The sequence below is a fragment of the Anabaena sp. CA = ATCC 33047 genome (assembly GCF_963870205.1).
GTDB lineage: Bacteria > Cyanobacteriota > Cyanobacteriia > Cyanobacteriales > Nostocaceae > Trichormus.
This window is the reverse complement of sequence record NZ_CAWMSA010000036.1, coordinates 45972-61848: the sequence shown is the minus strand read 5'-3', so window position 1 is coordinate 61848 and position 15877 is coordinate 45972. Positions and strand designations below refer to the sequence as shown.

General features: G+C 40.0%; 12 protein-coding genes. 7 read left to right on the top strand and 5 right to left on the bottom strand.

The features are described 5' to 3' along the window. Positions 1–281 precede the first annotated feature (281 nt). Entirely contained in the window at positions 282–2168 is a 1887-nt protein-coding gene (ftsH2, locus tag AACS98_RS08735) for an ATP-dependent zinc metalloprotease FtsH2 (protein WP_066378410.1), read from the top strand. A gap of 157 nt (positions 2169–2325) precedes the next feature. Here ftsH2 and AACS98_RS08730 read toward each other — a convergent pair whose 3' ends face one another. Next, entirely contained in the window at positions 2326–3705 is a 1380-nt protein-coding gene (locus AACS98_RS08730; RefSeq protein WP_232317131.1) for a sensor histidine kinase, read from the bottom strand. Positions 3706–3982: 277 nt separating this feature from the next. Between AACS98_RS08730 and AACS98_RS08725 the strand changes: the two genes are divergently transcribed. Beyond that, positions 3983–4675, top strand: a complete 693-nt coding sequence (locus AACS98_RS08725) for a response regulator transcription factor (protein ID WP_066378404.1) — start codon at positions 3983–3985, stop codon at positions 4673–4675. A gap of 1067 nt (positions 4676–5742) precedes the next feature. Here the strand turns inward: AACS98_RS08725 and AACS98_RS08720 are convergent. Further along, positions 5743–6438, bottom strand: coding sequence for a Crp/Fnr family transcriptional regulator (locus tag AACS98_RS08720; protein ID WP_066378401.1), 696 nt, complete (start codon positions 6436–6438; stop codon positions 5743–5745). Positions 6439–6695: 257 nt separating this feature from the next. Between AACS98_RS08720 and hcp the strand changes: the two genes are divergently transcribed. After that, a complete protein-coding gene (gene hcp, locus AACS98_RS08715) occupies positions 6696–8333 on the top strand; it encodes a hydroxylamine reductase (RefSeq protein ID WP_066378398.1) in 1638 nt (545 codons plus the stop codon). A 72-nt stretch (positions 8334–8405) separates the two neighbouring features. Here the strand turns inward: hcp and AACS98_RS08710 are convergent, their stop codons facing one another. Then, on the bottom strand, positions 8406–9206 hold the full coding sequence (locus AACS98_RS08710; RefSeq protein ID WP_066378395.1) for a hypothetical protein: 801 nt from the start codon (positions 9204–9206) through the stop codon (positions 8406–8408). A gap of 209 nt (positions 9207–9415) precedes the next feature. Next, the gene (locus AACS98_RS08705) at positions 9416–10732 is read right to left on the bottom strand and encodes an aminopeptidase P N-terminal domain-containing protein (protein WP_066378391.1); all 1317 of its coding nucleotides are present in this window, start codon (positions 10730–10732) and stop codon (positions 9416–9418) included. 667 nt (positions 10733–11399) lie between these two features. Between AACS98_RS08705 and AACS98_RS08700 the strand changes: the two genes are divergently transcribed. From AACS98_RS08700 to AACS98_RS08690, 3 genes are all read left to right on the top strand, one after another. Beyond that, on the top strand, positions 11400–12605 hold the full coding sequence (locus tag AACS98_RS08700; protein ID WP_066378384.1) for an FG-GAP repeat domain-containing protein: 1206 nt from the start codon (positions 11400–11402) through the stop codon (positions 12603–12605). A gap of 134 nt (positions 12606–12739) precedes the next feature. Next, positions 12740–13228 carry a hypothetical protein gene (locus AACS98_RS08695; RefSeq protein ID WP_066378382.1) on the top strand — a complete coding sequence of 163 codons (489 nt, stop codon included), beginning with the start codon at positions 12740–12742 and terminating at the stop codon, positions 13226–13228. A gap of 28 nt (positions 13229–13256) precedes the next feature. Further along, positions 13257–13637 carry a DUF423 domain-containing protein gene (locus AACS98_RS08690; RefSeq protein ID WP_066378379.1) on the top strand — a complete coding sequence of 127 codons (381 nt, stop codon included), beginning with the start codon at positions 13257–13259 and terminating at the stop codon, positions 13635–13637. A gap of 94 nt (positions 13638–13731) precedes the next feature. Here AACS98_RS08690 and trmB read toward each other — a convergent pair whose 3' ends face one another. Then, a complete protein-coding gene (gene trmB, locus AACS98_RS08685; RefSeq protein ID WP_066378378.1) occupies positions 13732–14379 on the bottom strand; it encodes a tRNA (guanosine(46)-N7)-methyltransferase TrmB in 648 nt (215 codons plus the stop codon). A 352-nt stretch (positions 14380–14731) separates the two neighbouring features. On the opposite strand from trmB, the gene AACS98_RS08680 reads away from it, so the two are divergent. Further along, positions 14732–15847 (top strand): metallophosphoesterase family protein, encoded by a 1116-nt coding sequence (locus AACS98_RS08680; RefSeq protein ID WP_066378376.1) that lies wholly within the window; start codon positions 14732–14734, stop codon positions 15845–15847. Positions 15848–15877 lie beyond the last annotated feature (30 nt).

Genomic DNA, 15877 nt, shown 5'->3' with positions numbered 1-15877 from the left:
CCTGCTCCCCTGCTCCCCCTGCTCCTCCGCTCCCCTGCTTCCCCTGCTTCCTCAGCTCCCCTGCTCTCATAATTGCCATGTTGTATTAGAATTAAGTTAAATTTAATTAAGATTCTTGTCAGCATCTTAGATTTAACATAGGCACTTATAGCTTGATGGTGATGCCTGAACAGCAATCAAATTAAACAAAATGGAGTTATAAACGTCCGTTTTACAGCTATCTAGTGACTGGAGTTGCTAGAAATAACTAAATGTAAATTGGCATCTAGAGGCAAATTAAAATGAAATTATCTTGGAGAGTCCTCCTACTCTGGACATTGCCAGCTTTGGTAATTGGCTTTTTCTTCTGGCAAGGAACATTTGCAGGGAATCCTGCTGATATGACCCGAAATGCAGCTAACACGCGCATGACCTATGGTCGCTTTCTGGAATACTTAGATGCGGGTCGCGTGACCAATGTGGATCTGTATGAAGGTGGCAGAACTGCGATTATCGAAGCCCTTGACCAAGATATTGAAAATCGCGTTCAACGTTGGCGGGTAGATTTACCGGTTAACGCTCCAGAGTTAATTAGCAAGCTCAAAGAACAACATGTAAGTTTTGATGCTCACCCAGTGCGGAATGATGGAGCTATCTGGGGACTTCTAGGTAATTTGATTTTCCCCATTCTATTGATTACCGGATTGTTCTTTTTGTTCCGTCGTTCCAATAACATCCCTGGCGGCCCTGGTCAAGCCATGAATTTTGGTAAATCCAGAGCGCGTTTCCAAATGGAAGCTAAAACTGGGGTGAAGTTTGACGATGTAGCTGGTATTGAAGAAGCGAAAGAAGAATTACAAGAAGTCGTTACCTTCTTAAAACAGCCAGAAAGATTTACAGCTGTTGGCGCACGTATTCCTAAAGGTGTGTTGTTGGTAGGGCCTCCCGGAACAGGTAAAACACTCTTAGCAAAAGCGATCGCTGGCGAAGCTGGTGTACCATTCTTTAGTATCTCTGGTTCTGAGTTTGTGGAAATGTTCGTCGGTGTGGGTGCTTCCCGTGTCCGCGACTTGTTCAAAAAAGCTAAAGACAACGCCCCCTGTATTATCTTCATCGATGAAATCGACGCAGTAGGTAGACAACGGGGTGCTGGTATCGGTGGCGGTAACGACGAAAGAGAACAAACCCTCAACCAGTTACTCACCGAAATGGATGGTTTTGAAGGTAACACAGGCATCATTATTATTGCTGCTACCAACCGTCCTGACGTACTAGATGCGGCGTTATTACGTCCCGGTCGCTTCGACAGACAGGTAATTGTTGATGCACCAGACATTAAAGGACGCTTGGAAATTCTGCAAGTCCATGCACGCAATAAGAAACTTGATCCTAGTGTATCTTTGGAAGCGATCGCCCGTCGCACACCAGGATTCACAGGTGCGGACTTAGCTAACCTACTTAATGAAGCCGCTATCCTCACAGCCAGAAGACGCAAAGAAGCCATCACCCTCGGCGAAATTGACGACGCAGTAGACCGGGTTGTGGCTGGGATGGAAGGAACACCATTAGTAGACAGCAAGAGCAAACGCTTAATTGCTTACCATGAAGTTGGTCACGCTTTGGTAGGGACTTTATTAAAAGACCATGACCCAGTGCAGAAAGTCACCCTCATCCCACGGGGACAAGCACAAGGTTTAACTTGGTTTACCCCCAACGAAGAACAAGGCTTAATTTCTCGTTCCCAACTCAAAGCCAGAATTACTGGTGCTTTGGGTGGACGCGCCGCCGAAGATATCATTTTCGGTGCTGCTGAAGTGACCACAGGTGCAGGTGGTGACTTACAACAAGTAACCGGCATGGCTCGTCAAATGGTAACACGCTTCGGGATGTCTGATTTAGGCCCTCTATCCTTAGAAAGCCAACAAGGGGAAGTCTTCCTTGGTCGTGACTGGATGAGCAGATCAGATTATTCTGAATCAATTGCGGCTAGGATTGATGCTCAAGTGCGGACAATTGTAGAAGATTGCTATGAAACCGCTAAAAAGATTATGCGGGAACATCGCGCTGTTACAGACCGCCTAGTTGATTTGTTGATTGAGAAAGAAACCATTGACGGTGATGAATTCCGGCAAATTGTAGCTGAGTACACTGACGTACCTGAAAAAGTTCAGTATGTACCACAGTTGTAATTAGCTCAGGACTTACGCAACTGGCACATTAGTCGGGTGCGTCAGATATTGAAAATTTGTTCATCTTGACCAAATTATCCCTTCTGACGCACCCGACAAAAGACTGTAATTAGCTGAAAAATTAAGAAGGCAGGAGGCTTAAGGTTTCCTGTCTTTTTTAATAGGTATGAGGAAGCCTGACAGTAAATGTTGTCCCTACATCAAGTTTGCTGTCTACAGAAATTTCGCCTTTGTGTAGCTCTACACATTTCTTTACAACTGCTAACCCTAAACCAGTGCCAGCAATATTTTCCACATTTTGACATCGATAAAAAGGCTCATAAATTTTTTGTTGTTCTGCTGGTGGAATACCAATACCTTTATCAATAACTTGAAAAACTGTAGAGGTTGCCGCACACTTTAATATCAAGTAAATCTTTTCTTGGTTGTCTGAATATTTTATGGCATTTAAAAGCAGATTACTGAGAATAGAATATAGTAATTTTTCATCGAGATTTGCGCGAAAGTGTGAACCTTCTTTAAGAAACTCTATCATCTGTATTTTTGTTCCAAAAAGCTGCAAATCTTCAACTAAATTTAAACAGAAGTTTTCTACATTGATGACTTGAGGGTTAAAATCGAGTTTTCCTGCTTCGGCTCTGGTTAAAGTTAATATATCTGTTAATATATGATTCATTATTTTTGCTGAAGATTGAATACGTAAAAGGTGTTTTAACTGATTTTCCTCTATCAAATCTTCAAGAGTTTCTATTAATAATTGAGATGACAGTAAAATCACTGTCAAAGGAGTACGAAATTCATGGGAAATCATGGAGAATAATTGTATCTTCAAGTCGCCTATTTTTTTTTCTTGAGCTAAAGAGCTTTCTAAATATCTGATTTTTTCACGTTTTTTTGATTGTTGCTCAAGGAGTATAAATAAACCTGAAATTACTAGGAAAATTAATAATATTCCTAAAATTTCTATAAAAATTCTCAACTGAATACTTTGTTTTGATTGCTCTAGTGAGCTTTGCAAATAGTTTTGTTCTTCCGCTTTAATTTCTGCAATTAGAACTAAGAGTTTTTCTCTAATTTGAACGCTGCGATCAGTAATATTATTTTGTATTGATACTGCTGTTTTATTTCTTTGATAAAGTTCTATAGATTGTTCCAAAAGAGATAGTCTTTGATTGACTAATAAATTCAAACGTAGTAATCGCTGTTCTTGAATAAAATTAGAATGTATTTGCTGTTGTAATAGTTTTAGTTCGTCCTCCATATTGGATATAGCAATTTTATAACGCTGTAAATCTTGATTACTGCCTAAAAAAATATATCCTCTTCTAGCTGATTCTGCGGCAGTCATTGCGCCATAAAAATTTGTCAAAGTATTAAGAGTTTGATATGTCTGCTGCACCCTGTTAGCTCCCTGTTTAATTTCATCTGTGTTCTTTAATGAAGCGAAACAGATAAGTGCCATCAACAACATAGTTAAACCGAATCCTCCCACAATCCCTTTTCTTTGAAAAGGCCATTTCATCAATTGCTGAGTCATAAATTGAGTTGAACAATAGTTGCTTGCTGATTATATAAGTAAGAGGCTATTTATAAAGTAAATATTAAGTAGGGTGTGTTACGGCTATGAAAGGATTTTCGCGTTTGAGAGAGTAGGAATTAGCCGTAACGCACCAATAAATACGGTGCCGTACTCTCAGCTAACGCACCCTACAATTTAAGGTTTACTTTACAAATAATCTCTAAGAAATTAAGCATACATGATAAATTGAAGGTCTTGCCTGTATGCTTGCCTGGTGCTGAATAAAGGATAGAATATGCGAATTTTAGTAGTTGAAGATGATACTCAACTAGGAGAGGTACTAGCGGAGGCACTCAACAGACGGCAATATGTGGTAGATATTGCCCAAGATGGAGAAGCAGCTTGGAACTGCACAGAGTTAATGAAGTATGATTTGGTAGTGCTGGATGTAACCTTGCCAAAGCTAGATGGAATTAGATTTTGTCATCAGTTACGTACTATCGGTCTAAATCATCCTGCATATCGTAATTCCGCTACACCAGTGTTAATGTTAACAGCCCGTGATACAGTAGCTGACAAGATTGCTGGGTTAGATGCAGGTGCAGATGATTATGTAGCCAAGCCATTTGATTTAGAAGAGTTAATGGCTCGAATTCGTGCTTTACTCAGACGAGGTAGTTCTAATAGCACAATTAGTCTGTTATGGGGTAAATTACAGCTAAATCCTAGTACCTATGAAGCTACTTACGATGGTTACTCCTTATCATTAACTCCAAAAGAATATGCAATTTTAGAATTACTGGTGGCTCATGGTAGACGAGTATTAAGCCGTTCCAGCATTATTGAACAAGTTTGGTCTGTTGATGACTCCCCGGTAGAAGAAACAGTCAGATCCCACATTAGGTGTCTTAGACAAAAACTCAAAGCATTAGGTGCGCCGGAAAATTTTATTGAAACTGTTCATGGATTGGGGTATCGATTGAAGTAATTATTCAGAAGCCAGGAGACAGTAGCCGACGGCTAATCAAAGGTTAGGCACAAGGCAGGAGATGACTATTCTGGACTCAGCACTAATTAATATATTTACAGCATATTTCATGTTAGTGAAGTACATAAGGACGGGCTTTCCTGCCCAACGCCACAAGATTTGTCATATTAAGTTTGTACTTCTTTTACTTGCAAAGTGCTGTATCTGCACAAATTCTACACAGATTCTACACGAGCATTGCATATCTGTGTAATATTCTCATATTGGAATTTCAGAAGACAACTGTTAAATTCAATTTCTAGTTACGATTCTTGAGCCAGTCACCCTAAAATTTAAGATTTTTCAATTAAGGATATGAGTCAGCAAATTCTCTGTTTCGACAAAAATATAACTAGCCAACTGCATATCACTCGCATCTCCAAGATTGAAGATTTATATTTTGAGTAAATTGTGTTTATAGGAAAGCAATTTGTATTTGAATCTGTTACCAATGCTCAAATAGAAATTACGCTTGATATCATAAGAATAATAATGGTGAAGAATACTATTATTTGTGATTAGTTACAACTATTTAAGTAAAAATTAAATTATTTATTATTTAAGCATTTATACAGGGTCTCTGCCAGGAAATTTATTTGAATTAATTAGATGGAGTTGAAGGTTTTTGTGAATAAGAAAAAATATGACCGTGGTAGTGGTAGATAGTACAATCTGTAGACTTAATTAATGCAAAAGTCTGACCCATATTTGTTACTGTCTATTCATCCATGCCAGAGTAGGCGGGGATGTAAAGCTATGCCCAATATATCCTGTAGAAACGTTATATGTAACGTCTCTATAACTTACGCAGGTGTCACTTGAAATATGTCTTGTAGGGTGCGTCAGACTGATTAAATGCTGTCAATAAATATATTTTTGCTATCTGACGCACCCTACTAATATGCCACTAGCGTAAGTTCTGATTTCTATAGTTACGTAAAAATTGCATCTATGGCTACGCCACGTCAGCTACATCAAAAAAACGATTACTTCCCAAGAAATACATTCGGTAGTGCGGGAAATATTGATTAATCATTTTTGCCATCTTGTCTCTTAAGTAACTGATGAGTCAAGCGAATTTTTGTCCCGTTCATCTCAATGAGTCCTTCTTGAGAGAGTTTATAAAAGGCGCGAGAGAGTGTTTCGGGAATTGTGCCTAAGAGTGCAGCTAGTTGTCCCTTTGGTAAATCGAGTTCAACTATATCAGCCTTGCCATTGCGATCGCTCAACTTTAATAAGTAGTTTGTCAACCTTTCCGGGACTTCCTGAAACGACAGGGTATCAACTAAGTATGTTAATCGGCGCAAATGTCGGGCGTAAGTTCCCAACATGGCGATCGCTAGTGTAGGATGTTGTTGCAACACCATCAAAAATGCTGACCTGGGAATAAACACCACCTCGGATGTTTCTATGGCTGCTGCTGAGGCTGGAAAACTTCCGCCATCAAAGGCGGGTACTTCTGCAAAATGTTCTTCTGTGCCAAATATATGTAGGATTTGTTCTTTACCTGCATTTGCAACTTTAAAGACTTTAATTCTACCGGATTTGACGATAAAAAACCCTGTTGCTTCATCTCCCTCCCAAAATAGGGTTTCACCTTTTTTATAGGTTTGGGGGATAGCAATATTCGCTACTGCTTGTAATTGTTCATCTAAGACACCTTGAAAAATCGGTGTATTTTGGAGAAACTGTTTGATTTCTAAGACACGTTCAGTAAATGACATGAGGTTATAGGTTAGGGAGTTGTAAATTGAACGCAGATGGACGCAGATAAACGCAGATAATAGGCTAGAAAATGCTATGTGTAGGGTGCGTCAGTGGAAAAATTTTTTGGTATTGCAAGGTTTTATCTGACTGACGCACCTTACTAACTGTGTGCCAACCATAAGCAACAAAACTATACAAATGCTTTTGACTTAGATCAAGGATTTACTTAAGGGTAAACAATACGCTGGAAGCATAAAGATTTGAGTAACGAATTATGTTCTGTAACCAGTGTGAACAAACAACCCGTGGCGATGTCTGTCATCAGTGGGGCGCGTGTGGTAAAAGTCCAGAAGTTGATGCTTTACAGGATTTGTTGGTGCATTGTTTGCGGGGACTATCGCAAGTCGCGCTACAAGCTAAGTCTCTAGGAATTACCAGCCGTGATGCTGATGAGTTTACCTGTGAGATGCTTTTCTCCACACTAACAAACGTAAATTTTACGGTGGATGATTTTGTGGCTTTTGTCAATCGGGCGATCGCTTTACGTGATAGTCTCAAGTTACAAATTCAAGCTACAGGTAACGCTGTTATTGAGTCGGCGATCGCAAATTTTCAACCCGCTAGCAATCCTCAACAACAAATTCAGCAAGGAAAAGACTTAGAATTTGAGTTTATCAGTCAGTCGGCTAAAAATGTAGATATTTTTTCCCTCAAGCTAACAGTATTATATGGACTTAAGGGCGTAGCTGCCTATGCTTTCCATGCTTTAGAACTTGGTCAGCATGATGAAGACCTATACAGATTTTGCCATGAAGTTTTGGCACATTTGGATGACCAAGATAAAAGTTTGTCAGACTGGTTAGATGTAGCCCTGAAAGTTGGGCAAATGAACCTAAAAGCAATGGAATTACTCGATGCTGGGAATACCGGAACTTTTGGACATCCCACGCCGACAGTTGTACCCCTTGGACACACAATTGGTAAGGCGATTCTAGTATCAGGACATGATTACCTAGCTTTGAAAGCTATTCTAGAGCAAACAGCCGGAACTGATATTAAAGTTTATACTCACGGTGAACTACTGCCCGCACATGGCTATCCTAAACTAAAACAAACTTATCCGCACCTTTACGGACACTACGGCACGGCATGGCAAAATCAAACACATGAATTTGCACAATTTCCTGGTGCGATCGCTATGACTACAAACTGCCTGATGCCACCCCACGAATCTTATAAAAACAAGGTGTTTACATTAGGGCCTGTTGGTTATCCTGGGTTACAACATATCAGTATTAGTGATGTATCACCATTAATTCAGAAAGCTTTAGAACTACCAGGATTTGCAGAAGCCAAAGATGGCGGTACAGTGACTACAGGTTTTGCGAGAAATGCGGTGTTGAGTGTCGCTGATACTGTAGTTGAGGGTGTAAAACAAGGTCAAATTCGCCACTTCTTCTTAATTGGTGGTTGTGATGGTGCGAAACCGGGACGCAATTACTACACCGATTTAGTGGAGAAGATGCCGGATGATTGTATAGTCTTAACTTTAGGCTGTGGCAAGTTCCGCTTCTTTGACAAAGATTTGGGTAATATCGGTGGTATTCCTCGGCTGCTGGATGTGGGACAATGTAATGATGCTTACTCTGCAATTAAGATTGCTGTAGCTTTAGCAGATGCCTTTGGCGTTGGTGTGAATCAATTGCCGCTATCCTTAGTATTATCTTGGTATGAACAGAAAGCGATCGCAGTTCTGCTGACACTGCTACACCTTGGTATTCAAAATATCCGTATTGGCCCCACACTTCCCGCTTTCCTCTCACCTAATGTTGTCAAGTTACTCTCAGAAACCTACAATCTTAAACTGATTACTACCCCAGAACAAGATTTAGCAGCTTGTCTAGTGTCTTGATTAGTAGAAAAATGCAAACTTGTGTTTTTATCACATAAGTTTGCATTCTCAATAACTGAAAAATTCAAAAAACTAAAATTCAATCTTAACGTAACCTCCTGACATTGTGACTGATTTTACGGGAGGTATATTCAACTGTGATAAACCTTGACGGCTAACATTTGCCATTTGATTTTTAACAGTGTTACTGTTGAGTTGGTTCATCACTGAACTAGCAACAGAATTTTTAATTTTACTCTTATAGCCAGTGAAGCGATCGCAAATATCTTTACCTATTTTACAGATACCATTCATCTGAAATTCACCCTGTACATCTACACTTACAGGTTTTAAAATAATCCCACCTTTATGGGCTTGTGGTGTTAATCTGACTTTAATACCGGGATTTTTCCAATTAATATCCGGGGCTGCTCCGTCTTCCCTTATACAGTCTCTATAACCACCACCTAATTTTTTATAGCGGCACATTCCTTTGATTTCCGAACCTTTATTTTCAAATTTAATGTCTAACTGAAAAGCATTACTTTGAGGTTCGATAGTGATTTTTTGGGATTTAATACTCTTAACGTTATAAACGTAAAGTCGTCGTTTTAAAACAGCACCCTTATAACTAAATTCAGGAATATTAAATTTTTGAGTATAGCCATAAATATTCACATAGGAATCATTAGCTTTATGCCAGCTATTACCTTGTTGTGAACCATAACTATTCAAGTAAATTCCACTTACTGACAGCCCTTTATTTAAGATTTGGGCAACTGTACCGGCGGGAATTTGTTGAGTAGCTGCTAATGCTGTATGAGAACCACTAAAACTTAGGGTTGGTAAAGTTACGGCTAATGCTACAGATGCGGCGATATTTTGTAATTTCATTTGATTACCTATTTAGTGTGAAATTAAAACCTTCACTTACTAAATAAGGATGAGTAATCTGATTTATGCACTCACAGAAATTTAAAAGATTTACGCAACTGGCACATTAGTCAGCCCAGTAGGGTGCGTCAAATGCCAAAAATTCGTTTATTTGCAAGATTTATGCAGGTTGACGCACTCTACATTTAGATATTTAGTGTAAATCCTAACTAAATAACTCTCTCTACTTCATCCACGGCTTTAGGAACACCAGCCGTTAACACTTCATGTCCTGTAGGAGTGACTAACACATCATCTTCAATGCGAATTCCAATACCTACCCATCGCGGATGTGTCTCTGGTTGGTCTTCTGCTAATTTCGTATCTGGGACAATATAAATTCCTGGTTCTACCGTCAACACTTGACCGGGTTGCAAAATCACGGGTTTATCTTCACCATGTTGATAAACACCCACATCATGCACATCCAAACCTAACCAGTGGCTAGTGCGGTGCATATAGTATGGTTTGTATTTTTCTTCCTCAATCAGTTTATCAACTTCTCCTGTGAGTATACCCAATTCAACTAAGCCTTCCGTTAAAACACGCACGGCGGTATCATGAACTGAGTTAAAGGTATTACCTGGCTGTACTTGAGCGATCGCCTGTTTCTGTGCTTCTAATACAATCTCATATAATGCCTTCTGCTCGGCTGTAAACTTCCCACCGACAGGAAATGTTCTGGTAATATCAGAATTGTAATAACCATAAGCACAACCAGCATCAATTAATAGCAAATCTTGTGCTTGCATCTGGCGATAATTTTCAATGTAGTGCAGCACGCAAGCGTTTACACCAGAAGCGACAATTGAAGGATAAGCTGGCCCCATCCCACCCCGTAAGCGGAAAATGCGTTCCATCTCCGCTTGAATTTCGTACTCATAACGTCCGGGTTTGGCGATCGCCATCGCTTGATTATGTGCTTCAATAGCAATTGCCGCAGCTTGGCGCATCATCTCTAATTCTGCTTCGCTTTTAATTAGCCTCATGCTGTGCAGGACTGTGCTAGTATCCTCAATAGCAACTGGCCCTGTACCCCGCTTGGGATAAGTCCGCAGTAAACGCTGGTAATGCGTGAGGACTGTTTCGTTAAAATGGCGATCGCGTCCCAAATGATAATAAATACGATCAGCTTTTTCTAAATACTGGGGTAATTTCTCATCAAGTTCGCTGATGGGGTAAGCTTCATCTGCACCATACAATTCTTTCGCTGCATCTACCCCACAGCGATAACCAGTCCAAACTTCCTTTTCTCTCTCCTTGGGTTGGACAAACAATATAAAACGATGTTCTGGATGATGGGGTGCTAACACAGCTACCGCTTCCGGTTCATTAAAACCAGTTAGGTAGAAAAAATCACTATCTTGACGATAATTATACTCGACATCGTTGTGCATTACCGCCATTGGCGCACTGCGAAAAATCGCCGTACCATTCCCAATTTTTGCCATTAACTGCTCACGACGCTGCCGATGTTCTAATTGCATAGCTAATCTATTTGTGAATTTATAGTATTATTTTACACAGTTAGCCACTAAAAATTGATAGTTGCTAGTTTAAGCTATTCTAGCCAATCTTGATTTCTCCTTCAGCATCTTTGGAGAAACACAAGAGATTGGAGACTGGAAAAAATAATTTTTAATCTTCTCCTCACTCAGCAATCTACACTCTGCATGATCAAATCAGAATGATTTCTGCTGTTTATTTTTTTCCTGTATTCAGTTTATACCAAATCAATTAATTTTCCAGTAATTTATTAAATCATGCTTGTCTGTTTATATTAAACATTTAATTTGATTAAAAAAGTATGGCAACAACCAATGTAAATGTTGTGTTGATTTTCTCAAACATTATTATCAGGATAATTTGACAACTATCACCTCAATGATTTTTTGAGAAAAATTCTGTAAATACAATATACATAATTAGCTTTTATTCGTAAACCATAACATTAAATGATGATTTCCTCAAAATTGGCAAAATTAAAAACCAGAAAAATCATTAAACAATAAAAATATATAGAAATAATGATTTTAGAAACAATTGAATGTTTGCTGACAAAATAAATTAAATTTTAAAAATGTTATTTAGAAACAGAATTATCTCAGACACAACAGTTAAATAGGGGAGAGAAACCAGTAATAAAAACCCAGTATGCCTAAAGAAGATGCGTTTGACATATCTTTGAAAAAAACTGCTAGTTTGCTAGATAATTCTCAAGATAAGCAAGCTTTAAATATCAGCTTGCCCAACAGTAATAGTTCTTTTTCCCCAACAGTAGATTTACCTCTTCAATCTCCCTTTGTTAGTGCCAACCCCAACCCCAATCCTTATCTAACTAGCGCAGCCATCACCCCAGACTTCAACGGTGATGGTAAAGCTGATAGAGTTTGGATTAATGTGCAAACAGGTGAGATTTTAGTCCGCCTGATGGATGGTGCAACAACTATACAGGAAGCTTCCCTGGGTCAATATGACTTATCTACCTGGAGTTATAAAATTGCTGATTTCAACAGTGATGGTAAAACTGACTTCTTGTTGCGTAATAATGCCACCGGTGAAAATGCTATTGCATTGATGGATGGCACAAGAGTAGCTAACTTTGTTTATTTAGATAAAGTTGATCCTGGTTGGGAAGCTAGCATTGGTGATTTTAACGGCGATCGCAAGACTGATATTTACTGGCATGATGCCACCACTGGCCAAAACGCTGTTTGGACGATGGACGGTACAACAGTTGTCAGTGCCAACGTCCTAGACACCACAGCTGTAGGTTTAACACCTACAATTGTTGATTTCGACGGTAACGGTAAGAGTGATATCTTCTGGCGCAATGCTACCACCGGCGAAAATAGCGTCTGGTTTATGGATGGTACTCAAGCCACCAAATACGATCTACAATCACAAGACCCATCTTGGACTTATGTCCTTGGTGATTTCAACGGTGACTTCAGAACAGATATCCTCTGGCGCAACACCAGCACCGGTGAGAACAAGATTTGGACAATGAATGGTATCTTTGTCACCGAAGGTACTCTCAATACACTAGACGCTAACTGGACAGCCAAAATTGGTGACTTCAACGGTGATGGTAAGACAGACATCTTCTGGCACAACCAAACCACCGGAGAAAACACCGCTTGGTTAATGGATGGTACTACCGTTAGCAGCGAAGCCTTCCTACCCAGTAATGGTGCGTCTCAGTCACCATACCTCGGTGATTACAACGGTGATGGTAAGACAGACCTCTACTGGCGTGATCAAACCACAGGTACAGATACAATTTGGATCATGGATGGTACTAAAGCCACCGAAACACCAGTTACCAATCCTTTGACTCCAGAATGGTACACAGGCTGATATTGAGACGGGAGTAAGGGAGATGAGGGAGATGAGGGGGAATTGCTACCTTGTCTACCTTCCCTTTTCCTAACCACTCCCTTTTTCACCATAGTGAGGTTACAATCACAGACAAAGTTTCAAGAAGTGAAATTATGAAGACTGCTGAAAAGCTGGCGACTGGGTGGCTATTAGCACTCGGATTCACGTTTTTGACTGCTTCTGTCTCTGCGGTGGTGGAAAGAAATACTATGCTTAAACCAATCTCCACAGGTGAAAATGAGGAGTTGGTGAAAGAGTATGTTAATCGGAATGCTTTAACTCTATTAAATGCTACTGCTACACAAGGTGTAATTTTTGGCTTGCCTACTATGATTTTAGGTTCATGGCTGGGCTGGGCATTGTACCTGCAAAGCAAAAATGAGAAAAAAGCCCTTCAGCAGCAACTCAGCGATCGCCTACAATCTACTTTTTATCAGATGATTACAGAAAATCAAGGTAGGGTTACGGTTTTAGGCTTTGCGATGCAATCACAACTACCTGCAACCGTCGCCAGACAATATTTAGATGAAAAAGCTAAAGAATTTAATGCTAATTTTCAAGTCAATGAGCAAGGGTCTGTATCATATCATTTTGATGTCTGATAGCCAATTAACTTGACAACTAAGTCTAATGACGCAGATTTTTTTGAGCCTAGCTGCCATTTTAGGCGGTTTGTCAGTTGCAGCCGGTGCTTTCGCTTCCCATGCACTGCGGGAGAAAATTAGTGAGCGATCGCTTGAAATTTTTGAAGTAGGTACTCGCTACCAAATGTATCACGCTCTGGCCTTGTTGCTAGTAGCAATTTTAATTAGCCGTATACCATCGCCGCCAACCACTTTAATAGCTAGTGGCTGGCTGTTTATCGTTGGTATCGCCATTTTTTCCGGTAGCTTATACGCCCTCAGTCTCACGGGGATTAAAATCTTGGGTGCAATCACCCCCTTGGGTGGCGTAGCTTTTATTTTAGGCTGGGGTGCTTTAGCCGTTGCCGCCTGGAATTTAAAATTTTAAACAGGCAGGGGAGGCAGGAGGCAGGAGGCAGGGGAGGCGGAGGAGTAGGGCAGAAGAACTTTTATCTAGTCACCCGTCACCCGTTACCCATTCCCTACTCCCTACTCCCTACCCTTTCAAACAAAGCCCGATACACAGGTTCACCTTTGTTCTGAGTGGCAATTTCTCTTTCGGTGGCGACTGATAGGGGGTTTTCTGGCAACCATTCTCCTGTGCCAACTCTCTGAAATGCTGGATTTTCTGCAAAGCGATCGCACATTTCTACAGCTAAAAATTCCATATCGGATTGTAAAAACACAACTCCCCCAACTGCTACATAATTAGCTAAATCTGCTACTAATTCCGGTTGTACTACACGGCGTTTAGCATGGCGCGTTTTAAACCAAGGATCGGGGAATTGAATCGTCACACGCTGTAAAATTCCCGGTGGCAGGGAAGATAACAACACTTTTAATGAGTTATTCGCATTGCAAAACAAATAATGCAGGTTCGTTAAACCCAATTCAGCCGCTAACCGATTTGCTTCTATTACCAAAGGTTCACGAATTTCTAAACCGAGAAAATTCCAGGTTGGTTCTATCTGCGCCATTTGTAACACGAATCTGCCTCTAGCACAGCCGATATCTAAATGTAGCGGCTGTTTCATGTTATGATATAATTTTTCCCACTCTACGTTATTGACTGGTTTTTGATACTTTTGCGCCAGTGGATTAACGTGTTGACGAACGCGGATAACTGCCAAATTTCAATACTCCTTGAACTTTAAATATTAACTAATTTAATTTTGCCTACTCACCAATCCCCAATTAACACTGTTCAGACTTGTAATAAATAGGAAAGAGAGCAGATATACATCGTAGCTATAGTCATTTATTTATTATCATCATCAATATTTTCATTGTTTATTAGTAAATTGACAATATATTTTGGATTTCAATACTGCACATCAGCCCATATTCATTACAGCATTTCACATCGGTTAATTGTGTAAAAATATTAAGTATAGGCAATCTGACGCAGCTTGACAAAGCAGAGGTTATACTTTTGGGAAAAGTGTTACTTTAACTACCGTTTTTAACAGTTTTCTAAAATCAATGGTGTTAAACTTCCGTTTTGCCGTAGTCAGCGATTTACATATTGCACTTCCTCACACTATTTGGGATCACCCTGACAGATTTCATCTAGTGGAGGTGAGTATTCCAGCTTTTGAAACTGTCATAGAACATTTAACACAACTTGATTTGGATTTTATTTTACTGCCGGGAGATTTAACCCAGCACGGTGAACCAGAAAACCACATTTGGTTACAAGAACGTTTATCAAAATTACCTTTTCCCGCTTATGTTGTTCCTGGTAATCATGACGTACCTGTGCTGATGGGTAATCAGCAATCAATTGCTTATGCTGATTTCCCCCAATATTATCGCAAGTTTGGTTATGAGAATACCGACGAGTTGTATTACACTCAGCAATTGTTACCGGGAGTGCGATTAATTGGCTTAAATTCTAACTGTTTTAATGAACAGGGTAAGCAAATCGGGTGTTTGGATAGCAAACAACTGAGATGGTTAGAACAGGTACTAGCATCAGCAGATGATGAACTGGTGTTAGTCATGGTACATCATAATGTCGTTGAGCATTTACCCCAACAATCACGCCATCCTATGGCAAATCGTTATATGTTGGCAAATGCCCCGGAATTATTGCAAATTCTACAACGTTATGGAGTCAAGCTAGTATTTACAGGTCATTTACACGTTCAGGATGTGGCTTGTGCTGAAGGTGTATATGATATTACTACCGGTTCTTTAGTGAGTTATCCTCATCCTTACCGAGTTTTAGAGTTTAATCGTGATCAACAAGGTAAGGAATGGCTGCAAATCCTGTCTCATCGTGTAGAATCAGTCCCGAATTTCCCTGACTTGCAACAATTATCAAAGCAATGGATGGGCGATCGCTCCTTTCCCTTCCTAGTGAAATTACTTACCCTACCACCATTAAGTTTACCAGTAAATCAGGCACAAGAACTAGCTCCCAGCTTGCGTGATTTTTGGGCAAGTATAGCCAATGGTGATGCACTGTTAGATTATCCCCATTTTCCGCAAAAAGTGCGTCGTTACATTCAAGCTTATAGCGCGATCGCTCACACAGGTAATCCTGCTTGCATCGATAACAACAGCACCCTACTGTTAGACAAACTCAGGAAGTGAGGGGCTGGGGATTGGGGACTGGGGATTGGG

Coding starts and splice junctions, on each gene's coding strand:
- ftsH2 (WP_066378410.1), top strand. CDS start 282: ATGAAATTATCTTGGAGAGTCCTCCTACTCTGGACATTGCCAGCTTTG.
- AACS98_RS08730 (WP_232317131.1), bottom strand. CDS start 3,705: ATGACTCAGCAATTGATGAAATGGCCTTTTCAAAGAAAAGGGATTGTG.
- AACS98_RS08725 (WP_066378404.1), top strand. CDS start 3,983: ATGCGAATTTTAGTAGTTGAAGATGATACTCAACTAGGAGAGGTACTA.
- AACS98_RS08720 (WP_066378401.1), bottom strand. CDS start 6,438: ATGTCATTTACTGAACGTGTCTTAGAAATCAAACAGTTTCTCCAAAAT.
- hcp (WP_066378398.1), top strand. CDS start 6,696: ATGTTCTGTAACCAGTGTGAACAAACAACCCGTGGCGATGTCTGTCAT.
- AACS98_RS08710 (WP_066378395.1), bottom strand. CDS start 9,206: ATGAAATTACAAAATATCGCCGCATCTGTAGCATTAGCCGTAACTTTA.
- AACS98_RS08705 (WP_066378391.1), bottom strand. CDS start 10,732: ATGCAATTAGAACATCGGCAGCGTCGTGAGCAGTTAATGGCAAAAATT.
- AACS98_RS08700 (WP_066378384.1), top strand. CDS start 11,400: ATGCCTAAAGAAGATGCGTTTGACATATCTTTGAAAAAAACTGCTAGT.
- AACS98_RS08695 (WP_066378382.1), top strand. CDS start 12,740: ATGAAGACTGCTGAAAAGCTGGCGACTGGGTGGCTATTAGCACTCGGA.
- AACS98_RS08690 (WP_066378379.1), top strand. CDS start 13,257: ATGACGCAGATTTTTTTGAGCCTAGCTGCCATTTTAGGCGGTTTGTCA.
- AACS98_RS08680 (WP_066378376.1), top strand. CDS start 14,732: ATGGTGTTAAACTTCCGTTTTGCCGTAGTCAGCGATTTACATATTGCA.